Here is a 19992-nt window from a genome sequence, read left to right on the forward strand (position 1 = left end):
AGAGAATGTGAGTCAATTTTTCCAGATTCATCCGGAAAACCCGCAAGCGCGCCTGATCAAACAGGCTGTCGAAATCATCCGTGGCGGCGGGGTGGTGATTTATCCCACAGACTCGTCCTACGCCATTGGTTGCCAGATCGGCGACAAGAATGCCGTGGATCGCGTGCGCCGTTTGCGTGGGCTGGATGAAAAGCACAACTTCGCGCTGATTTGCAGCGACCTGTCGCAACTGGGGGTGTTCGCCAAGATCGACACGGGCACCTTCCGCTTGCTCAAGGCGCACCTGCCGGGGCCTTACACCTTCATTCTCAACGCCACCCGCGAAGTCCCGCGGCTGTTGTTGCACCCGAAAAAACGCACCATCGGCCTGCGGGTGCCGAGCCATCCGATTGCCCTGGCGCTGCTGGAAGAGCTCGGCGAGCCCTTGATGAGCGTGACCCTGATCATGCCCGGCGACACCGATCCGATGAGCGATCCTTACGAAATGCGCCAATTGCTTGAGCATCAGGTCGACCTGATCATCGATGGCGGTTTCGGCGGGATCAAGGCGTCCACCGTGATCAACCTCGCCGACGGCGAGCCGGAAGTGATCCGCGTCGGTTGCGGCGACCCTACGCCGTTCATGGCCGAGGCGTAGATGTCTGCAGTAGAACCCGTTGTCGACAGTCAGGCCGGCGCCCAGCAAGAGCTGCCCTTCGCCATGGTCTATGGCCAGGCGGTCATGGAAATGCCGCTGGACCTTTACATCCCGCCGGATGCGCTCGAAGTGTTTCTCGAAGCCTTCGAGGGGCCCCTCGACCTGCTGCTGTACCTGATCCGCAAGCAGAACATCAACATCCTCGACATTCCCGTGGCGGAAATCACTCGCCAGTACATGGGCTATGTCGAGCTGATGCAGTCGGTGCGCCTGGAACTGGCCGCCGAGTACCTGGTGATGGCCGCGATGCTGGCCGAGATCAAGTCGCGGATGCTGTTGCCGCGGGCCGAAACCATCGAAGACGAAGAAGATGACCCGCGCGCCGAACTGATCCGTCGCTTGCAGGAATACGAACGCTTCAAGGCGGCGGCCGAAGGCATCGATGGCCTGACTCGCGTCGGGCGTGACGTGGTGGTGCCCAAACTGGATGCCCCGGAAGCGCGGGCGCGCAAGCTGTTGCCGGACGTGCGTTTGTCAGAGCTGCTGTTGTCCATGGCCGAAGTCCTGCGCCGTGGCGACATGTTCGAAAGTCACCAGGTCAGTCGCGAGGCATTGTCCACCCGCGAACGCATGAGCGATGTGCTGGACCGGCTCAAGGGCGGCGGTTTCGTGCCCTTTGTCGAGCTGTTCACCGCTGAAGAAGGACGCCTGGGGGTGGTGGTGACCTTTATGGCGATCCTCGAACTGGTCAAGGAATCTTTGGTCGAGCTGGTGCAGAATGAGCCGTTCGCGGCGATCCACGTGCGAGCCCGAGCCGAATAACGAGTTGAATCATGAACCTGACTGAACCCCGCGAGCTGGCGCCATTGCTTGAAGCCTTTCTGTTGGCCTCGGGAAAACCGCAATCGCTTGAACGCCTGTTCGAACTCTTCGAAGAGGGCGAGCGCCCTGAGCCGCCAGTCTTCAAGAAAGCCCTGACGATTCTGGCCAAGTCCTGCGACGGACGCGCCTTCGAGCTGAAGGAAGTGGCCTCCGGGTATCGCCTGCAGATCCGCGAAAAGTTCTCGCCGTGGGTAGGCCGTTTGTGGGAAGAACGCCCGCAGCGTTATTCCCGCGCCATGCTCGAAACCATCGCCTTGATCGCCTATCGCCAGCCGATCACCCGGGGCGAGATCGAAGACGTGCGGGGCGTGGCGGTCAACAGTCACATCGTCAAGACCCTGCTGGAACGCGAGTGGATTCGCATCGTCGGGTACCGCGACGTGCCTGGCAAACCGGCGATGTTCGCCACCACCAAGGCGTTTCTCGACCACTTCAACCTGAAGAACCTCGACGATTTGCCGCCACTGGCTGAGTTGCGAGAGCTGGAGCCTGATCCGGTGCTCGATTTTGACGACGCACCGGTACCGGCAGGCTTGCAGGAACTGGCGGATGCCAGTGCCGAACCGGAAGAACCCAAGGAGGAGACCAGTTTCCATACGCTGTTGCTGGAACTGGACACCATGGAAGAGGGGCTCAAGACCGACTTCGATGACATCCTGCGTGATAGTGCGGTGACGGATTCCGAAGAGGTGCTGGATCAGCCTGAGCCTGAAATCGAAGTTGAACTTCAGGTCGAGCCTGAAGCCACAGTCGAAGAAGAACCGGAAGAAGAGTTGGAAGATGACGTGCTGGGTGTCGCCGAAGCGCGGGAGAAACTTCTGGCTGCTGTGGCTGCCCTCGAACAGCACAAACCCGAACCCGAATTGAGCGACGAAGAGGCCGAAGCCCGGGCTCTGGCCGAAGCCATCGAAGCCGAACGCCGCGAATTCGACGACTGACCCGGACGCCGATTCCCCCTGAGGGAGTGACCTGTTTCGCGATAGCGGTGGGTCAGGCAAAACGATGTCGATTGACACTCCCTCATCGCGAGCAGGCTCGCTCCTACAGGGGTTCTGTGTTGCCTGGAGAATTTGATGAGCTCAACCAAAGACCCCTGCGTCAGCGTCTGCAAATTCACCGATGACATCTGCCTCGGCTGCGGCCGCAGCAAGCGCGAGATCAGGGCCTGGAAGAAACTCGACAAGTCCGACAAGCGCACGGTGCTGGCCGAAGCGTCGCTGCGGTTGATCAAGCTTGGCGCCGCCGGTCGGCGGAAAGGCAAGTAAGTCTCCATTCATCAGCTAGTCTCTGATGCGCGAACGCTTCCATGAGCGTATGATTCGCGACCCTTTGGCGATCCCTTTGCCAAAGTGCCTAGTTTTACATCGCTTCAGGACGCTCAATTCAGGGCCGCCTGAACAGACCACACCGGGAGGTGCCCAGATGAGTATCAACGACCAGAAAGACGACCAGGAAATCGGCCCAGCAGGCGAAAAACTGCAGAAAGTCCTCGCCCGTATCGGCGTCGGCTCGCGCCGTGACGTGGAAGCCTGGATCAGCCACGGCCGCATCAAGGTCAATGGCAAAGACGCCACCCTTGGGCAGCGCGTCGACATGCACGACGCCATCACCATTGATGGCAAGGTGATCAAGCGCGAAGAAGCCGCCGAGTCGGTACGCCGCGTGATCATGTACAACAAGCCCGACGGTGAAATCTGCACCCGCCTTGATCCGGAAGGCCGTCCGACCGTTTTCGACAAGATGCCGCGCCCGAAAGAAGGTCGCTGGATCAACATCGGTCGCCTGGACATCAACACCACCGGCCTGCTGATGTTCACCACCGACGGTGAGCTGGCCAACCGCCTGATGCACCCGTCCTACGAAATGGACCGTGAATACGCGGTACGTGTCCGTGGTGAAGTCGATGACGAAATGATCGAGCGTCTGAAAGCAGGCGTCGTCCTCGAAGACGGCCCGGCCAAGTTCACCGACATCAAGCAAGCACCTGGTGGCGAAGGTTTCAACCACTGGTACCACTGCGTGGTGATGGAAGGTCGCAACCGTGAAGTTCGTCGTCTGTGGGAATCCCAGGGCCTGGTGGTCAGCCGTCTGAAGCGCGTGCGTTTCGGTCCGGTGTTCCTCAACTCCGACCTGCCGATGGGCCGCTGGCGCGAAATGAGCCAGTACGAAGTCGACATTCTGAGTGCTGAAGTCGGCCTGACCCCAGTGGCCATGCCGCAAATGAACGCCAAGAGCAAAGACAAGCTCGACCGCATGCAGCGTAAATCGTCGCGTCCAATGGGCAAGACCGAGCGCGTGCGTTCGTTGCGTCCAGCCATCGGCAACCAGACCGCTGCTACGCCGCGTGACTCCCGTGAACCGCAAATCGAAGGCGAGCGTCCAGCCCGCAAACCAGCAGCGCCACGCGCTGATGGCGAGCGCGGTCCACGCACGCCGCGTCCGGCCAACGGTCGCACTGAACGTGGCGAAGGCCGTGGTGCTCCAAGTGGTGGTCGCAGTGATCGCGGTGCTCCAGCCGGTCGTGGCGAGTCTCGTGGTGAGTCGGGTCGCGGTACGCCAGTGGCAGACCGTCCTTCCGACACCAAGCGCCCGGCCAAGGCACCGGCGAAGAAGCGCCCAGGCATCGTTCTGGTCGACAAGGATGCGCCATCAGGCAAACGCCGTGGTGCGCCAGCCGGTTCGGGCCAGCGTCCGGGCTTTGGTCGTCGCAAGCCTGAGTAATCGGTAAGCACCGAATAAAAAACGCCAACCCTCGGGTTGGCGTTTTTTTTTGGTCTGGCAAAAGCCGGTCTTCAGAATGCAGATAAACCTGTGGCGAGGAAGCTTGCTCCCGTTGGGTCGCGAAGCGGCCCCAAACCCTCTACCCCGGTGTGTCAGGCAAATCGTGGCGGCAGGTTTTGCGACTGCTGCGCAGTCGAACGGGAGCAAGCTCCCTCGCCACAGGGTTCATGTTGCTTAGAAAACAAACCGCCCATCAAACACCGGCTCATCATCCAGCGCCAACACGCCGCTGGAGAAGATCAGGTCCAGATGATGGCTGCCCTTGGCCCCACCACCCAACCCCAGATGCAGCCCGCAATGGCGCTCTTCGAACCCGGCATTTCGGGCATACAGCGCTTTCACGCCTTCATTGGTGCCGATTCCCAATTCCTCAATGCGCCGGTTCGACGGATTGGCCTCCAGGTACTTGTTGAAATCATGTTCCAGTCCCGGCACTTCCGTGGCGATCTTGTGGATGGTCGAGTTCTCGATCCACAACTCCAGCGGCGAATCCAGCACCCCGTACTTGCGGGCAAACGGAATGGTGCTGAGGAAGGTCCCCATGAACTTCACCCGGCCGTTGATCGCTTCGCTGTGCGTGGCAATTTCACCGGGGGCCAAATCAAAGTTGCCGATGCCGTTGATGTCGGTCCACTTCTTGATGCTGTTCAGCGGTGTTTCAAACCACGAGCCGTGATCATCTTTGAAACTCAACGTTGTCGCGTGAGACATGCGCTGGATCAAGTGGCTGTTCAAGCCCGCTATGCGCTGCGGAGTGACGCTGAAAGTGTCGTAGAAGTAATCGCCGTAATCCTTGAACAGCAGCGACTTCTTCCAGTTCTCGGCCATTACACCTTGCAGCGCACGGACAAACTCCGGGCCGTCGGGGCGAGGATTGGGCAGGGTGGAAGAGTCGTAGAAGAAAATGTACAGATCGCTTTCGGCAATCGCCTGGGCCAGCTTTTCTGTCGGCTCGATGTCCAGGCGCAGGGTGCTGAAACGGAAGGGCTGGCTGTCACTGGCCTGTTCGGCGATGGCGCCGGTCAGTGCCTCGTAATCAGCGGTGTGGCCGAGCAAGACCTTTGCCGGGTTGATGCCGGCAACGGCAGGGTGGTGTTCGAGGTAGTAAAGGAAATGCGAAATGGCGCGTTGCTTATCCATGTAGTCCTCCCTGACAAACCGAGAAAAAGTGGCAGGCACAACCGGCCGGATCGTGCCTGCCGGGTGGGCCTTACAGAGGCCACATCGCCGTGCCGAACGGAACAACCGCATCGGCTTGCATCATTTCAACGGCGGCTTCATGGGTCGGTGCTTCAAACCAATCGTCCAGTTGCAGTTCAGTTTCCAAGTCTTTTTCAAGTGCTTGCATTGTGAATCTCCTAGATGACTTTTTCGGTAAGTGCAGCGGCGCGTTTTTCAGTCATTGAATAACGTGCCAACTTGCCGGTCGATGCGTCTCGGCAAGTCGCTGAAAACCTAGTCCAGAGCTTTTTAAATTGCAAAAAAATAATCAAATTAGATTTGTTTGAACTTTTTATTCTGTTTTCTGAGGGCCTGTTTATCGATTAAAAACAAAAAACTAACTCGACCTTTTCCTTAGGAAGCTTCCTAACGTCAATTTGCAGTCGTCCTACGGATTGATCTGATTTGGAAAGTGTGCGTTACGGCTTGTAAAGAAAAGCTGACGGATTATCGCCTCTGAGCCCTTGGATTGACGTCCACGGAAGGTGTGTAAGGAAATCCTTCCGAATACACGTCGCTCAACCACCCTGCAAGGCTCTGGCTCGCTTGTTTCAACGGCGCTGGCAGGGTGAGATGCGCTCCATGCCTGTCGTGCAGGTGCATAACAAGAAGGAGGCGCAATGAACGCCGTGACTCATCTCCACTTCTCCCCCGAGGGCGATTTGTTCGTCGTCCCCGTCGAAGACCCGCAAAGGTCTGACCCAATTTTTGCAGCCGCCCGAGACCCTCGGGGCGGACACAGGCAATCCCGGCAAACGACGCGCTGATCCAGCGGTGTCTGGCAGCAGGGGGTTACAGGTGTACAATGCGCCGCGTTTTAACTGTGACCTCCTGCGCATCTGCGCAAACCTCAAGGCTATCCGCCTTGTTCACTCCGCCGCGCCACAAGCGTGTCGGGTTCGATTTCGTCACAGATAAAAACAAACAGGTGACGCATGACCGTTGTAAAAACGCTGAACTCCTTTTGCCTTCGCTGGGGTTTGATCGGCGCTGCTTGAAATCGCAACCGAGCAGCAACGTCTAACGAACATCATCAAACCTTGCGTGAGACCCTTTTCATGAGTGGACAAAACTCGCATTCAGGCGAGCTGAAACGCGGCCTGAAAAATCGCCATATTCAACTGATCGCCCTCGGTGGCGCGATCGGTACCGGGCTGTTCCTGGGCTCGGCCGGTGTACTGAAATCTGCCGGCCCGTCGATGATCCTCGGCTACGCCATCTGCGGCTTCATTGCCTTCATGATCATGCGCCAGCTCGGCGAAATGATTGTCGAAGAGCCTGTGGCGGGTTCCTTCAGCCACTTCGCCCATAAATACTGGGGCGGGTTCGCCGGCTTCCTGTCGGGCTGGAACTGCTGGATCCTGTACATCCTGGTGGGCATGTCGGAGCTGACTGCGGTCGGCAAATACATCCACTACTGGGCGCCACACATTCCGACCTGGGTCTCGGCCGCCGGCTTCTTCGTCCTGATCAACCTGATCAACCTGGCCAACGTCAAAGTCTTTGGCGAGGCCGAGTTCTGGTTCGCGATCATCAAGGTCGTGGCGATTGTCGGCATGATCGCGCTCGGCAGCTACCTGCTGGTCAGCGGCCACGGCGGCCCGCAAGCCTCGGTGACCAACCTGTGGGCCCACGGCGGTTTCTTCCCGAACGGGGTTAGCGGCCTGGTGATGGCCATGGCGATCATCATGTTCTCCTTCGGCGGCCTGGAAATGCTCGGTTTCACCGCAGCAGAAGCCGACAAGCCGAAAACTGTGATCCCGAAAGCCATCAACCAGGTGATCTACCGGATCCTGATTTTCTACATCGGTGCGCTGGTCATCCTGCTGTCGCTGACGCCATGGGACAGCCTGTTGGCGACCCTGAATGCGTCGGGTGATTCCTACAGCGGTAGCCCGTTCGTGCAAGTGTTCTCGATGCTTGGCAGCGACACCGCCGCACACATCCTCAACTTCGTGGTCCTGACGGCGGCGCTGTCGGTGTACAACAGCGGCACTTACTGCAACAGCCGGATGCTGCTGGGCATGGCCGAGCAGGGCGATGCGCCGAAAGCCTTGGCGAAAATCGACAAGCGCGGCGTGCCGGTGCGTTCGATCCTCGCTTCGGCGGCGGTGACGTTGATTGCGGTGTTGCTGAACTACCTGATCCCGCAAAACGCGCTGGAACTGCTGATGTCGCTGGTGGTTGCCACCCTGGTGATCAACTGGGCGATGATCAGCTTCTCGCATTTCAAGTTCCGCCAGCACATGGACAAGTCCAAGCAGACGCCGCTATTCAAAGCCCTGTGGTACCCATACGGGAACTACGTCTGCCTGGCGTTCGTGGTGTTCATTCTCGGCGTAATGCTGTTGATCCCGGGCATCCAGATCTCGGTGTATGCGATTCCGGTTTGGGTCGCGTTCATGTGGGTGTGCTACGGGATCAAGAACAAGCGCAGCGCTCAGCATGCGTTGCAGGCTGCAAACGCGAAGTAAGCGCAGCTCGCAGAAACAACAAACCCGGCCATGTGCCGGGTTTGTCATTTTCAGGCTTCACACAACCCCCGTGTAGGAGTGAGCCTGCTCGCGATGGGGTCGTGTCAGGCAACAAAGATGTCGACTGACAACACTGCTATCGCGGGCAAGCCTCGCTCCTACAGGGACCGCATGCTTTCAGTTCATTCGCGGTATCCTGCGCGTTCTGAATACGGACGCTTTTCCATGCTGGTGATTTCCAACAATGTGCATCTGCCGGATGCCGAGATCGAGTTGACCGCCATCCGCGCGCAAGGCGCCGGTGGGCAGAACGTCAATAAGGTCTCCAGCGCCATGCACCTGCGCTTCGACATTCCGGCCTCGTCCTTGCCCGAGTTCTACAAGGAACGGCTGCTGGCGCTGCGTGACAGTCGCATCACCAGCGATGGCGTGTTGATTATCAAGGCCCAGCAATACCGCACGCAGGAAGCCAATCGCGCCGATGCGCTGGAGCGGCTGGTCGAGTTGATCCTCAGCGCCACCAAAGTCGAGAAGAAACGCCGCCCGACCAAGCCGACCCTCGGTTCGAAGAAACGTCGGCTGGAATCCAAGACCAAGCGCGGCAGCATCAAGGCCGGGCGCGGCAAGATCGATTTCTAGCGAGCGTCGCGCCCTTCGCGGTACTTTTCACTCAAGTGCTTCGGTGCCTGCCGGTACAAATAAACGCTCAGCGCCAAACCGCTCAATGCAGCAATCGCGGCGAACAGGAAGATCGAGGCAAAGCCAAACCCTGCAGCAATCGCACCGGCCAGCGGCCCGGTAATCCCCAGCGACAAATCGATGAACAGCGAGTAAGCCCCGACCGCAGCACCGCGACTGGAGGCCGGCACCAGGTTGACCGCTTCCACGCCCAGCGCCGGGAACACCAGCGAGAAGCCGAAACCGCTCAATGCCGCACCGGCCAGTGCCCAATGTGCATCCGGCGCCAGCCACAGCAGCAGCAGCCCCAGGGTTTCCACCGACAGGCAGGCAATCGCCACGCGAAAGCCGCCGAGGCGGTTGATCAGATTGCCGAACAGCAATCGCGCGCCGATGAAACTGGCGCCGAACAGGCTCAGGCACAGCACCGCGTTGTCCCAGTGCTGTGTGGCGTAATACAGCGTGATGAAGGTGGCGATGGTGCCGAATCCGATCGAGCCCAGGGCCAGGCCGCAACCATGGGGCAGCACCCGTCCCAGCACATGCATGAACGGCAGCCGTTCACCGACCACAATCGGCGCGGCGGTTTTTGGCCAGGCCAGTGCCAGGCCGAGGACGGCCAGCAGCACGATGCTCACGCCCATGCTCCACAAGCCCAGTTGACTGACCAGCAACACACCCAACGGCGCGCCGACTGCCAGTGCGCCGTAACTCGCTATGCCGTTCCAGGAGATGACTTTGGCGGTGTTCGCCGCGCCGACCCGGCCGATGCCCCAACCAATCGAGCCGGAGCCCACCAGGCTTTCTGCGCTGCCGAGCACCAGGCGGCCGATCAGCAGGCTGATCAGGCTCAGCATCGGCAGGCTTTGGGTCCAGGCTGAAATCAGCATGAACACGCCGCTCAAACCGCAACCGGCGAGACCGTACATCACCGCGAGTTTGCTGCCCTTATTGTCGATGATTTTCCCGGCATAAGGGCGGCTGAGCAGGGTGGCCAGGTATTGCACGCTGATCACCAGCCCCGCGATTACTGCGCCGAAGCCGAGATCGCTGTGGACGTAGCCGGGCAATACGGCGAGGGGAATGCCGATGTTCAGGTAGCCGATGAAGGTAAAGAGAACGATGGAAACGACTTGCAGCGTGACCGCCAGGGGGCGCTGGTTTTCAGACATGGGTAAAGGTCCACGGGAAAGCAGGATAGATAGGCAGCTTATGATAGCGGCGCGAGCGTCCGTGGGGCGTGGAAAAGTAAAACTATTTGCCGTGCGGGGGGTTAATCAGGGTTTTGCGGGGGCGACCAGTTGCGTCGTGACCAGGGCGGCCAGGGCGTTTTCTTCGGTGCCAAAACGGGCGAGCAACGCGGCTTGTTTCTCGGGGGAGAGGCGATTCCAGATCTCGATCATCTTCTCGGCGGTGCCGATCAGGACGCTGGCCTGGGTCTCTGTGAAGTCGTCGGTCATGGTGGGCAGCTCAAGGGTTCAGGCGGTGTGGAAAGCGCATGTTAGCGCTTTCCACACGGTCTGGCATTGCGGGTGTTTCAGTCTTCGCTGTCGGCCTGGCGGCGTTCAGTGGCTTCTTTCGGCTCGGGCTGTTGGGCACCGGCTTGTTGCGTGGTTGTCTGCTCAGTTTCGTGCAGGCTTGGGAAGGGGAGATTAGGGATCTCGTGCATGGTTCGCGCTCCTCGCAAAGTCTGTTGATAGATCTGGTAGATCCGCGCTTTTAAAAAGCTTGGGCAGGATACAGCAGGAGAAATGACAAACAGACTTTTATATCCATTTGTTTCGACGGATGGAGTTGTCTAGACAGGTCAATAGCAGTGACACAAAACAGAGGGGCGAGCCTGTTCGCGAAGGGCCCGGCCAGACATCACAGTATTCGGCAATGCCATAAAAAAGGCCCGCATGAATAACCATGCGGGCCCTTTGCATTCCAGTCGGTGATCAGTGCTTCGGCTCGTCGTTCGACATTGCCAGCAGCTGTTTTTCCTGATTCCAGTCGAAAGGTTCGTCGTTCTGTTCGGCTTCGAAACGACGCTCTTCCAGTGCCTGGTACAAATCGATTTCATCATCGGGCATGTAATGCAGGCAGTCACCGGCGAAATACCACAACAGGTCGCGCGGGACCAGGTGGGCGATTTGCGGGTAACGGGTGATCACCTGGCACAGAATGTCCTGGCCCAGGTATTGGCTTTCGATCGGGTCGACCGGCAGCAACGCACGCAATTCGTCGAAGCGCTCCAGGAACAAGGCATGGCTTTCTTCGGGAACCTGTTCGGCCTCACCTACCGCGACCAGGATGCTGCGCAAGTGGTCGAGCAAGACAAGATGATCGGCAACGACGTTGGACACGAGATAAGTCCTCAAGAGCAAAACGGGCGCAGGAGTATAAAGCTCCTGCGCCCGTTTTTACAGGATCAGCGGACCTTTCCGTCGGCCAGTGCCAGTTCGTCTTTGTCGAAATCATCGACGTCGATGACCTTGCGCCGCGCTACTTCGGCATCACGCAGGGACTGCGCCTCACCCGCTTGCAACACTCCAGCCTCCAGCGCTGCATCGATGACATGTTCCCCAGCCGCCGGTTTGACCTGACCGCTCTTGAGCGCCACGTGCAGTTTTTTCTGTAACGGCTGCGCCGCGTTCAACAGGTTGCAGGCGTGTTGCAGGGCGCCGACCGCGTCGTCTGCCGATTGCGGGCGGTAGCAACCGCCGAGCAATTCTTCGAGGGTTGGATCGCCCTTGGCGCGCCCGATCACTGCGGCGACTTCGGCGCCGAGTTTGTCCGATGGACCTTTGTGGCGACGGCCGAACGGGAACACGATCACCCGCAACAGGCAACCCAGCACCTTGTTCGGGAAGTTGCTGAGCAATTCATCCAGCGCACGCTCCGACTGGCCAAGGCTTTCTTCCATGGCCCACTTGAACAGCGGCGCCATGTGCTCCGGCGAATCGAGGTCGTGGTAACGCTTGAGCGCGGCGGAGGCGAGGTACATGTTGCTGAGCACATCCCCAAGACGCGCCGACAGGCGTTCGCGACGTTTCAGTTCACCGCCCAGCAACATCATGCTGAGGTCGGCAAGCATGGCAAACGCAGCCGCCTGTCGATTAAGCGCACGGAAGTAACCCTGACTGAGCTTGTCACCCGGCGAATGTTCCAGGTGCCCGAAGCCGAGGTTCAACACCAGCGTGCTGGCGGCGTTGCTCACGGCGAAACCGATGTGCTTGAGCAGCAGGCCATCGAATTCGGTGAGTGCCTGATCCTTGTCTTCACGGCCGGCGAGAGCCATTTCTTTCAGCACGAACGGATGGCAGCGAATGGCGCCCTGACCAAAGATCATCAGGTTGCGCGAGAGGATGTTCGCGCCTTCCACGGTGATGAAAATGGGCGCGCCATTCCAGCTGCGACCGAGGTAGTTGTTCGGCCCCATGATGATCGCCTTGCCGCCGTGAACATCCATGGCGTGGCTGATGCACTCGCGGCCGCGTTCGGTGAGGTGGTACTTGAGAATCGCCGACAGCACCGACGGTTTCTCGCCCAGGTCCACCGCGTTGGCGGTCAGCATTCGGGCGGCGTCCATCATCCAGGCGTTGCCGCCGATGCGTGCCATGGCTTCCTGAATACCTTCGAACGCCGACAGTGGAACGTTGAACTGCTCACGAACCTGTGCGTACTGACCGGTGACCAGGCTGGTGAACTTGGCCGCACCGGTGCCGACCGCCGGCAGGGAAATCGAACGCCCGACTGACAGGCAGTTCATCAGCATCATCCAGCCCTTGCCGAGCATTTCCTGGCCGCCGATGAGAAAGTCCAGCGGCACGAAGACGTCCTTGCCGGAGTTCGGGCCATTCATGAAGGCGGCACCCAGCGGCAGATGGCGGCGGCCGATCTCGACACCGGCGGTGTCGGTCGGGATCAGCGCCAGGCTGATGCCCAGGTCTTCCTTGTCACCCAGCAAATGGTCCGGGTCATAGGCCTTGAAGGCCAGGCCGAGGAGGGTGGCGACCGGGCCCAGCGTGATGTAGCGCTTTTCCCAGTTGAGGCGCAGGCCGAGGGTTTCCTTGCCTTCCCATTCGCCTTTGCAGATGACCCCGGTGTCGGGCATGGCGCCAGCGTCGGAGCCGGCCAGTGGGCCGGTCAATGCGAAGCACGGGATATCGTCACCCCGTGCCAGCCTTGGCAGGTAATGGTTGCGTTGTTCGTCGGTGCCGTAATGCAGCAGCAGTTCGGCCGGGCCCAGCGAGTTAGGGACCATCACGGTCGACGCGAGGTCGCCACTGCGGGTTGCCAGTTTCATCGCCACCTGGGAGTGGGCATAGGCCGAGAAGCCCTTGCCGCCAAACTCTTTGGGGATGATCAGCGCGAAGAAGCCGTTCTCCTTGATGTGGGTCCAGGCTTCGGGCGGCAGGTCCATGTCTTGCCCGATCTGCCAGTCGCTGACCATGGCGCAGAGCTCTTCGGTCGGGCCGTCGATAAAGGCCTGTTCCTCTTCACTGAGCTGCACTTTTGGATAGGACAGCAACTTGTTCCAGTCCGGGCGACCGCTGAACAGTTCGCCATCCCACCACACGGTCCCGGCGTCGATCGCATCGCGCTCGGTTTGCGACATTGGCGGCAGGGTTTTCTGGAACCAGCTGAACAGCGGCGCGCTGAAGAATTTGCGACGCAGGTCGGGCAGCAACAACGGCGCCGCGACGGCTGCAATCAACACCCAGAAAACCAGCAGCAGCCAGCCTGGCGCGCGACTGAAGGCCCCCATCGCGACGATATAGGCAGCGACAATGCACAGGGCGGGCAGGGGGGCGATGCGACGGTGGGCTAAATAAGCTATCCCGACAACCAGAACCAGTATCCACAACAGCAGCATATTTAATCCTCCGTGAACCAGGGCAAAACCAACCTTCAGAGCTTAGACGGCATCCGCAAAACAGGGTGGTCGGAGCGAGGTGATTGAATTCGTGGGAAACCATCGATGAGTTTTGTAGGTTGGGTTGGCAACACGCCCGGGAAATCGTTCGTTTCCTACGCGGCAATACGCCCATGTTTGGCCGAAACGTCGTTATCTCTGTGCTGAAGGTGTCGCTAGACTCGTGGCTTCCCCAGGAGATTGTTCTCATGCACGAGTATCTGAGTCCCGGCCGCTTCATCGATAGTGACCACCCCTCGGTGGTGGAGTTCGCCGAAAAACATCGGGGCGCCAGTCGCGATCCGCTTGAGCAGGCGATCAACCTCTATTACGCAGTGCGCGAGGCCGTGCGCTACAACCCCTACACGTTCAGTCGCGACCCGGATACGTTGCGCGGCAGTTATGCCTTGGCGGCCGGGGAAAGTTACTGCGTGCCCAAGGCCACGCTTCTGGCCGGTGCCGCGCGACATTGCGGGATCCCTGCGCGGATCGGTCTGGCGGACGTGCGCAATCACCTGTCGACCCCGCGTTTGCTCGAGTTGCTCAGAAGCGATGTGTTCGCCATGCACGGTTATACCGAGCTGTATCTGAACGGTCGCTGGGTCAAGGCGACGCCGGCCTTCAACCAGCAACTCTGCGAACTGTTCAATATCGCGCCGCTGGAGTTCGACGGCATCAGCGACAGTGTTTTCCATCCCTTCAACCGCGACGGCGAGCAGCTGATGGAGTACCTGGTCGACCACGGCCAGTTCACCGACGTGCCTGAGACGTTCTTTTTCGAGCACCTGGAAAAGTGCTACCCACATCTGTTCAGCGACACATTGCCGGCGTTGCTGGGTGACATGCAGAGTGATTTGAGCCGCGCCTGATCCGGCGTATGCTGCCTGCGCATTCATCCATAAAGAGACGGTCATGCTGAAGATCTGGGGTCGGAAAAATTCGTCGAATGTCAGAAAGCCATTGTGGGCCGCCGAGGAGTTGGGCCTGGCCTATGAAGCCATCGATGCGGGTGGCGCCTTCGGTGTAGTCGATACGCCGCAGTATCGTGCGATGAATCCCAACGGTCGTGTGCCGGTGATCGAAGATGACGGCTTTGTGCTCTGGGAATCGAACGCCATCGTGCGTTATCTGATGGCCAGTCGCGCCAATGGCACCGCTTGGTACCCGACGGATCTGAAGGCTCGCGCCGCTGCCGACAAGTGGATGGACTGGACCACCTCCAGTTTTGCCGGCCCGTTCCGCACGGTGTTCTGGGGCGTGTTACGCACACCTGAAGACAAGCAGGACTGGACCGCCATCAACGCCGCAATCAAGGAGTGCGATGATCTGTTGGCGATGGCGAACCAGGCGTTGGCGGCCGCGCCGTATCTGTCCGGCGACGAAATCGGCATGGGCGACATTCCCCTCGGCAGTTTCATTTATGCCTGGTTCGAGATGCCGATCGAGCGTGCACCGCAGCCGCATCTTGAAGCCTGGTATGCACGACTGAAACAGCGTCCGGCGTATAAAAAAGCCGTTATGACCGCGTTGACTTAATACTCACTATCGACACACTTGACTGTACTTGTTTGGCGGCGACAAGCACCATTGCGCTCGTGCGCCGCGGTTGCATTGCTCGCCGCCCGCCCATAGTTATCCCTTTCTTCCCTTCTTGGTGCGTAAATCCGATATGAGTTCCGCTCTGTCCATCCGGCAGCTAACCAAAACCTACGGCAACGGTTTCCAGGCCCTGAGTGGTATCGATCTGGACGTCGCCGAAGGTGACTTTTTCGCCTTGCTCGGCCCTAACGGTGCCGGCAAATCCACGACCATCGGCATTCTCTCAACCCTGGTGAACAAGACCAGCGGCACGGTGAATATCTTCGGGCACGACCTGGACAAGGAGCCGGCGGCGCTCAAGCGTTGCATCGGCGTGGTGCCCCAGGAATTCAACTTCAACCAGTTCGAAAAAACCTTCGACATCGTCGTGACCCAGGCCGGTTACTACGGCATCCCGCCGAAGATAGCCAAGGAACGCGCCGAGCAGTATCTGACCCAGCTCGGGCTGTGGGACAAACGCGATGTGCCGTCGCGTTCGCTGTCCGGTGGCATGAAGCGTCGCCTGATGATCGCCCGCGCACTGGTTCACGAACCGCGCCTGCTGATCCTCGATGAACCGACCGCGGGTGTGGACATCGAACTGCGTCGCTCGATGTGGACCTTTCTCACCGAGCTGAACCAGAAAGGCATCACCATCATCCTCACCACTCATTACCTGGAAGAGGCTGAGCAGTTGTGCCGCAACATCGGCATCATCGACCACGGCACGATTGTCGAGAACACCAGCATGAAACAGCTGCTCGGCCAGCTGCATGTGGAGACCTTTCTGCTTGATCTCAAGAACACGCTGAACGTCGCGCCGCAGTTGCTCGGTTATCCGACCAAGCTGCTCGACAGCCACACGCTCGAAGTCCAGGTCGACAAGGCCATGGGCATCACCGCGCTGTTCACCCAGTTGGCGCAGCAGAACATCGAAGTGCTGAGCCTGCGTAACAAAACCAATCGCCTCGAGGAGTTGTTCGTGTCCCTGGTGGAGAAAAATCTGTCGAAGGTGGCGGTATGAGTTCCGAGCTGCAACCCAACCTCGTTGCCCTCAACACCATCGTTTACCGCGAGGTGAAGCGCTTTACCCGGATCTGGCCGCAGACCCTGCTGCCGCCGGCCATCACCATGGTCCTGTACTTCGTGATCTTCGGTAACCTGATCGGTCGACAGATTGGTGATATGGGTGGCTTCACCTATATGGAATACATCGTGCCGGGCCTGATCATGATGTCGGTGATCACCAACTCCTACGGCAACGTGGTGTCGAGTTTCTTCGGCAGCAAGTTCCAGCGCTCCATCGAAGAATTGATGGTGTCGCCGGTATCGCCGCATACGATTCTGATTGGCTACACCCTGGGCGGCGTGCTGCGGGGCTTGATGGTCGGGCTGATCGTGACGCTGTTGTCGCTGTTCTTCACCGAATTGCAGGTGCATCACCTGGGCGTGACCATTCTGGTGGTGGTGCTGACGGCGACGATCTTCTCGCTGCTGGGCTTCATCAACGCCGTGTTTGCACGTAACTTCGATGATATTTCGATCATTCCGACCTTCGTGCTGACACCCCTGACATACCTGGGCGGGGTGTTCTACTCGATCAGCTTGCTGCCGCCGTTCTGGCAGACCGTGTCCCTGGCCAACCCGGTGCTGCACATGGTCAACGCCTTCCGTTACGGCATTCTTGGCGTTTCGGACATCAGGATCAGCGTGGCGATTACTTTCATGTTGGTGGCGACCGTAGTTCTATACATCGGTTGTGCGCGGCTGCTGGTCAGTGGGCGCGGGATGCGTACCTGAGAAAGACCGCGTCGCCTGCTTCGCGGGCAAGCCTCGCTCCTACAGTTCACCATCAGACCTGTAGGAGCGAGGCTTGCCCGCGAAGGCGTCAGCCCAGACGCCATAAAAAAACGGCCTCCAACAATGGAGGCCGTTTTGCATTTACTGCATCCGGTTTCTCTTGCGCCGCTTCCACTGCCGCCCAACCCACCAGCGCCAATACATCATCACCAGGCAATAGGCGAGGGCGCCCAGCACCAGTCCCGTCACCACTGAACCCAGCAAAAACGGCTGCCACAAGGTGGAAAGCTCGCCACTGATCCATTCCCAGGTCAGCTCGTCCGGCAAATGCCTGGCCGGCACGTCCATCAACCACGCTCCCGTCTGATAGGTGCAGAAGAACACCGCTGGCATGGTAATCGGGTTGGTCAGCCAGACCAGGCTGACGGCAATGGGCATGTTGCCCCGCACGACGATCGCCAGAATGGCAGCGACCAGCATCTGCAACGGAATGGGCAGGAAGGCCGCGAACAGGCCCACCGCCATGGCCCGTGCGACGGAATGACGATTGAGGTGCCAGAGGTTCGGGTCATGCAGCAGGGTGCCGAGAAAGCGTAAGGATTTGTGTTCCCTGATGCTGGTCGGGTCTGGCATGTAACGTTTGAATAAGCGCCGGGGCATAAGGCTTCTCGGTCGGTTAAGGCGGCAAGTATGTCTGGATTCTATGAACCGCCCATTCAGACTTTGTGACAATTAATAACCGTGCGCGTGCAGTCGGGCAGCTATGCCTAGGGTGGGACTCTCAAGGACGGGCGTATGCGCACAGGGATGATGGCGCTGGCGTTGGGTTTGCTGGCCCTGCGTTTTTTACCGGTTTTACCGCCGGTCTGGTTATGGATGTTGCTGCCGGTCGTGGGTTTGATGCTGTTGCCGTTTCGGACTCACCCGTTGGCGTTTTTTCTGTTCGGCTTCAGTTGGGCGTGCGCGAGTGCGCAGTGGGCGCTGGATGATCGCCTGTCGCTGAAGCTCGATGGCGAGACTCGTTGGGTCGAAGGTCGGGTGACGGGCCTGCCGCAGAATGCCGAAGGGGTGGTGCGCTTCGAGTTGACCGACAGTCAGTCCCGAAGCACCCGGCTGCCCCGGCATCTGCGCCTCGCCTGGTATGACGGACCGCCCGTCAACAGCGGCGAACGGTGGCGGCTGGCGGTCAAGTTGAAGCGTCCTGCCGGGCTGCTCAATCCGCATGCCTTTGACTACGACGCCTGGTTGCTGGCACAACGCATCGGCGCTACCGGTACGGTCAAGGATGGCCATAGGCTGGCCGCCGCCCAATGGGCCTGGCGTGACAGCATTCGGCAGCAATTGCAGGCCGTCGATGCCCAAGGCCGGACGGGGGCGCTGATCGCATTGGTGTTGGGCGACGGCGGCGGGCTGAGTCGCGAGGACTGGCAAGTGCTGCAAGACACCGGCGCCGTGCATCTGCTGGTGATTTCCGGGCAGCACATCGGCTTGCTGGCGGGGCTGGTGTATCTGCTGATCGCCGGGCTGGCGCGCTATGGTCTGTGGCCGAGCCGTTTGCCCTGGCTGCCATGGGCCTGCGGACTGGCGTTTGCCGCTGCGCTGGGTTACGGGTTGCTGGCCGGTTTTGAGGTGCCGGTGCGCCGGGCCTGCGTGATGATCGGTCTGGTGTTGTTGTGGCGGCTAAGGTTTCGGCACCTTGGCGCCTGGTGGCCGCTGTTGCTGGCGCTCAATGGCGTTTTACTGCTCGACCCGCTGGCGAGCCTGCAACCGGGGTTCTGGTTGTCCTTCGCAGCGGTGGCAGTGTTGATCTTCACCTTCGGTGGGCGTCTGGGGCCGTGGCGTTGGTGGCAAACGTGGACCCGTGCGCAATGGCTGATCGCGATCGGACTGTGCCCATTGCTATTGATACTTGGCTTGCCGATCAGCGTCAGCGGACCAGTGGCCAATTTGCTGGCGGTACCTTGGGTCAGTCTGGTGGTATTGCCGCCAGCTTTGCTCGGGACGTTGTTACTGCCCGTCCCTTATGTGGGCGAGGGGTTGCTGTGGCTGGCGGGCGGTCTGGTCGACCTGTTGTTCAAGGGGCTGGCCTTGATGGCCGGACGATTCCCCGCCTGGGTGCCGGTCGCGGTGCCGGTGTGGATTTGGGCGCTCGGTACGCTGGGGGCCTTTCTTCTATTACTGCCTAAAGGGGTGCCGTTGCGCCCGTTGGGTTGGCCGCTGCTGCTGTTGCTGGTTTTTCCACCTCGCCCGATGCTTGCCGAAGGCGTCGCCGAAGTCTGGCAGCTGGACGTCGGCCAAGGCCTGGCCATCCTGGTGCGCACCCGCCATCACACCTTGTTGTATGACGCCGGGCCGCGTTTTGGCGATTTCGACCTCGGCGAGCGGGTGGTGCTGCCGTCATTGCGCAAACTGGGCGTGTCCGGGATCGACCTGATGCTGCTCAGTCACGCCGACGCCGATCACGCCGGCGGTGCACGTGCGATTGCCAACGGATTGCCGGTGGCGCGGGTCCTGAGCGGTGATCCCGAGGCGCTGCCAGCCGAATTGCGCGCCGAAGGCTGTGAAAGCGGCCGGCAATGGACCTGGGACGGTGTGGACTTCCGTCTCTGGCAATGGACATCCGCCGCCGACAGCAATCAAAAATCCTGTGTCTTGCAGATCGAAGCCAATGGCGAGCGATTGCTGCTGACCGGTGATATTGATGCGGCAGCCGAGCGGGCATTGCTCGACAGTCCGCTTGCCGTGCCGACCGATTGGCTGCAATCGCCTCACCACGGCAGTCGCAGTTCCTCTTCGATGGCGCTGCTCGCCGCGTTGCAACCCAAGGCTGTGCTGATATCCCGGGGCCAGGGCAATTCCTTTGGCCACCCGCATCCCACCGTCATGGCGCGCTATCAAAAACGAGGCATGGCGATCTACGACAGCGCCACCCACGGCGCCATTCGTCTGCAACTGGGACGGTTCAAGCCGCCATGGACGATGCGTCTGGATCGGCGTTTCTGGCGCGATCCGCCACCGTTGGGCCCATAACCGCCAGTTAT

General features: G+C 59.8%; 20 protein-coding genes. 12 read left to right on the plus strand and 8 right to left on the minus strand.

What is annotated here, in order from left to right; genetic code table 11:
* Window positions 1–7: 7 nt before the first annotated feature.
* From JIO00_RS07920 to rluB, 5 genes are all read left to right on the plus strand, one after another.
* The gene (locus JIO00_RS07920; RefSeq protein WP_010461933.1) at window positions 8–637 is read left to right on the plus strand and encodes an L-threonylcarbamoyladenylate synthase; all 630 of its coding nucleotides are present in this window, start codon (window positions 8–10) and stop codon (window positions 635–637) included.
* Entirely contained in the window at window positions 638–1459 is an 822-nt protein-coding gene (locus JIO00_RS07925) for a segregation and condensation protein A (RefSeq protein ID WP_010461931.1), read from the plus strand.
* Window positions 1460–1470: 11 nt separating this feature from the next.
* Window positions 1471–2457 (plus strand): SMC-Scp complex subunit ScpB, encoded by a 987-nt coding sequence (scpB, locus tag JIO00_RS07930; RefSeq protein WP_077748017.1) that lies wholly within the window; start codon window positions 1471–1473, stop codon window positions 2455–2457.
* Window positions 2458–2592: 135 nt separating this feature from the next.
* Complete coding sequence (locus JIO00_RS07935) at window positions 2593–2784, plus strand: DUF1289 domain-containing protein (protein WP_010461927.1); 192 nt, start codon at window positions 2593–2595, stop codon at window positions 2782–2784.
* A gap of 157 nt (window positions 2785–2941) precedes the next feature.
* Window positions 2942–4240, plus strand: a complete 1299-nt coding sequence (rluB, locus tag JIO00_RS07940; protein ID WP_010461925.1) for a 23S rRNA pseudouridine(2605) synthase RluB — start codon at window positions 2942–2944, stop codon at window positions 4238–4240.
* A 234-nt stretch (window positions 4241–4474) separates the two neighbouring features.
* Here rluB and JIO00_RS07945 read toward each other — a convergent pair whose 3' ends face one another.
* Window positions 4475–5440 carry a hypothetical protein gene (locus JIO00_RS07945; RefSeq protein WP_010461923.1) on the minus strand — a complete coding sequence of 322 codons (966 nt, stop codon included), beginning with the start codon at window positions 5438–5440 and terminating at the stop codon, window positions 4475–4477.
* A gap of 70 nt (window positions 5441–5510) precedes the next feature.
* Window positions 5511–5648: a hypothetical protein gene (locus JIO00_RS07950; RefSeq protein ID WP_010461921.1), complete on the minus strand. Its 138-nt coding sequence runs from the start codon at window positions 5646–5648 to the stop codon at window positions 5511–5513.
* Window positions 5649–6579: 931 nt separating this feature from the next.
* Between JIO00_RS07950 and JIO00_RS07955 the strand changes: the two genes are divergently transcribed.
* Both JIO00_RS07955 and arfB read left to right on the plus strand, forming a co-directional pair.
* Window positions 6580–7995: an amino acid permease gene (locus tag JIO00_RS07955; RefSeq protein WP_010461919.1), complete on the plus strand. Its 1416-nt coding sequence runs from the start codon at window positions 6580–6582 to the stop codon at window positions 7993–7995.
* A gap of 225 nt (window positions 7996–8220) precedes the next feature.
* Entirely contained in the window at window positions 8221–8634 is a 414-nt protein-coding gene (gene arfB, locus JIO00_RS07960; protein ID WP_010461917.1) for an alternative ribosome rescue aminoacyl-tRNA hydrolase ArfB, read from the plus strand.
* Here arfB and JIO00_RS07965 read toward each other — a convergent pair.
* The 5 genes from JIO00_RS07965 to JIO00_RS07980 form a co-directional block, all read right to left on the minus strand.
* On the minus strand, window positions 8631–9845 hold the full coding sequence (locus JIO00_RS07965) for an MFS transporter (protein WP_010461916.1): 1215 nt from the start codon (window positions 9843–9845) through the stop codon (window positions 8631–8633). The genes arfB and JIO00_RS07965 overlap by 4 nt on opposite strands.
* A 105-nt stretch (window positions 9846–9950) precedes the next feature.
* A complete protein-coding gene (locus tag JIO00_RS07970; protein ID WP_010461914.1) occupies window positions 9951–10133 on the minus strand; it encodes a hypothetical protein in 183 nt (60 codons plus the stop codon).
* A gap of 77 nt (window positions 10134–10210) precedes the next feature.
* Window positions 10211–10342 (minus strand): hypothetical protein, encoded by a 132-nt coding sequence (locus JIO00_RS29935; RefSeq protein WP_010461912.1) that lies wholly within the window; start codon window positions 10340–10342, stop codon window positions 10211–10213.
* 271 nt (window positions 10343–10613) lie between these two features.
* Entirely contained in the window at window positions 10614–11021 is a 408-nt protein-coding gene (locus JIO00_RS07975) for a PA2817 family protein (protein ID WP_010461909.1), read from the minus strand.
* Window positions 11022–11086: 65 nt separating this feature from the next.
* Window positions 11087–13534 carry an acyl-CoA dehydrogenase gene (locus JIO00_RS07980; protein WP_077748011.1) on the minus strand — a complete coding sequence of 816 codons (2448 nt, stop codon included), beginning with the start codon at window positions 13532–13534 and terminating at the stop codon, window positions 11087–11089.
* A 248-nt stretch (window positions 13535–13782) separates the two neighbouring features.
* Between JIO00_RS07980 and JIO00_RS07985 the strand changes: the two genes are divergently transcribed.
* From JIO00_RS07985 to JIO00_RS08000, 4 genes are all read left to right on the plus strand, one after another.
* A complete protein-coding gene (locus JIO00_RS07985; protein WP_200667934.1) occupies window positions 13783–14442 on the plus strand; it encodes a transglutaminase-like domain-containing protein in 660 nt (219 codons plus the stop codon).
* A 43-nt stretch (window positions 14443–14485) separates the two neighbouring features.
* The gene (locus JIO00_RS07990) at window positions 14486–15109 is read left to right on the plus strand and encodes a glutathione S-transferase family protein (protein WP_200667936.1); all 624 of its coding nucleotides are present in this window, start codon (window positions 14486–14488) and stop codon (window positions 15107–15109) included.
* A gap of 133 nt (window positions 15110–15242) precedes the next feature.
* Complete coding sequence (locus tag JIO00_RS07995) at window positions 15243–16175, plus strand: ABC transporter ATP-binding protein (RefSeq protein WP_010461902.1); 933 nt, start codon at window positions 15243–15245, stop codon at window positions 16173–16175.
* Entirely contained in the window at window positions 16172–16951 is a 780-nt protein-coding gene (locus tag JIO00_RS08000) for an ABC transporter permease (RefSeq protein WP_010461900.1), read from the plus strand. Before JIO00_RS07995 ends, JIO00_RS08000 begins: the two co-directional genes overlap by 4 nt.
* A gap of 141 nt (window positions 16952–17092) precedes the next feature.
* Here the strand turns inward: JIO00_RS08000 and JIO00_RS08005 are convergent, their stop codons facing one another.
* Entirely contained in the window at window positions 17093–17611 is a 519-nt protein-coding gene (locus tag JIO00_RS08005; RefSeq protein WP_010461897.1) for a DUF2062 domain-containing protein, read from the minus strand.
* A 135-nt stretch (window positions 17612–17746) separates the two neighbouring features.
* Between JIO00_RS08005 and JIO00_RS08010 the strand changes: the two genes are divergently transcribed.
* Entirely contained in the window at window positions 17747–19981 is a 2235-nt protein-coding gene (locus JIO00_RS08010) for a DNA internalization-related competence protein ComEC/Rec2 (protein ID WP_200667938.1), read from the plus strand.
* Window positions 19982–19992: the final 11 nt, after the last annotated feature.

It is taken from the genome of Pseudomonas sp. SW-3, assembly GCF_016615645.1.
Taxonomy (GTDB): domain Bacteria; phylum Pseudomonadota; class Gammaproteobacteria; order Pseudomonadales; family Pseudomonadaceae; genus Aquipseudomonas; species Aquipseudomonas mandelii.

Bases quoted from the DNA above. Each gene is read 5' to 3' on its own strand.
- JIO00_RS07935 (WP_010461927.1), top strand. From the start codon at position 2,593: ATGAGCTCAACCAAAGACCCCTGCGTCAGCGTCTGCAAATTCACCGAT.
- JIO00_RS07945 (WP_010461923.1), bottom strand. From the start codon at position 5,440: ATGGATAAGCAACGCGCCATTTCGCATTTCCTTTACTACCTCGAACAC.
- JIO00_RS07995 (WP_010461902.1), top strand. From the start codon at position 15,243: ATGAGTTCCGCTCTGTCCATCCGGCAGCTAACCAAAACCTACGGCAAC.
- JIO00_RS07965 (WP_010461916.1), bottom strand. From the start codon at position 9,845: ATGTCTGAAAACCAGCGCCCCCTGGCGGTCACGCTGCAAGTCGTTTCC.
- JIO00_RS07970 (WP_010461914.1), bottom strand. From the start codon at position 10,133: ATGACCGACGACTTCACAGAGACCCAGGCCAGCGTCCTGATCGGCACC.
- arfB (WP_010461917.1), top strand. From the start codon at position 8,221: ATGCTGGTGATTTCCAACAATGTGCATCTGCCGGATGCCGAGATCGAG.
- JIO00_RS07925 (WP_010461931.1), top strand. From the start codon at position 638: ATGTCTGCAGTAGAACCCGTTGTCGACAGTCAGGCCGGCGCCCAGCAA.
- JIO00_RS08010 (WP_200667938.1), top strand. From the start codon at position 17,747: ATGCGCACAGGGATGATGGCGCTGGCGTTGGGTTTGCTGGCCCTGCGT.
- JIO00_RS08005 (WP_010461897.1), bottom strand. From the start codon at position 17,611: ATGCCCCGGCGCTTATTCAAACGTTACATGCCAGACCCGACCAGCATC.
- JIO00_RS07950 (WP_010461921.1), bottom strand. From the start codon at position 5,648: ATGCAAGCACTTGAAAAAGACTTGGAAACTGAACTGCAACTGGACGAT.
- JIO00_RS07980 (WP_077748011.1), bottom strand. From the start codon at position 13,534: ATGCTGCTGTTGTGGATACTGGTTCTGGTTGTCGGGATAGCTTATTTA.
- JIO00_RS07990 (WP_200667936.1), top strand. From the start codon at position 14,486: ATGCTGAAGATCTGGGGTCGGAAAAATTCGTCGAATGTCAGAAAGCCA.
- scpB (WP_077748017.1), top strand. From the start codon at position 1,471: ATGAACCTGACTGAACCCCGCGAGCTGGCGCCATTGCTTGAAGCCTTT.
- rluB (WP_010461925.1), top strand. From the start codon at position 2,942: ATGAGTATCAACGACCAGAAAGACGACCAGGAAATCGGCCCAGCAGGC.
- JIO00_RS29935 (WP_010461912.1), bottom strand. From the start codon at position 10,342: ATGCACGAGATCCCTAATCTCCCCTTCCCAAGCCTGCACGAAACTGAG.
- JIO00_RS07955 (WP_010461919.1), top strand. From the start codon at position 6,580: ATGAGTGGACAAAACTCGCATTCAGGCGAGCTGAAACGCGGCCTGAAA.
- JIO00_RS08000 (WP_010461900.1), top strand. From the start codon at position 16,172: ATGAGTTCCGAGCTGCAACCCAACCTCGTTGCCCTCAACACCATCGTT.
- JIO00_RS07985 (WP_200667934.1), top strand. From the start codon at position 13,783: ATGCACGAGTATCTGAGTCCCGGCCGCTTCATCGATAGTGACCACCCC.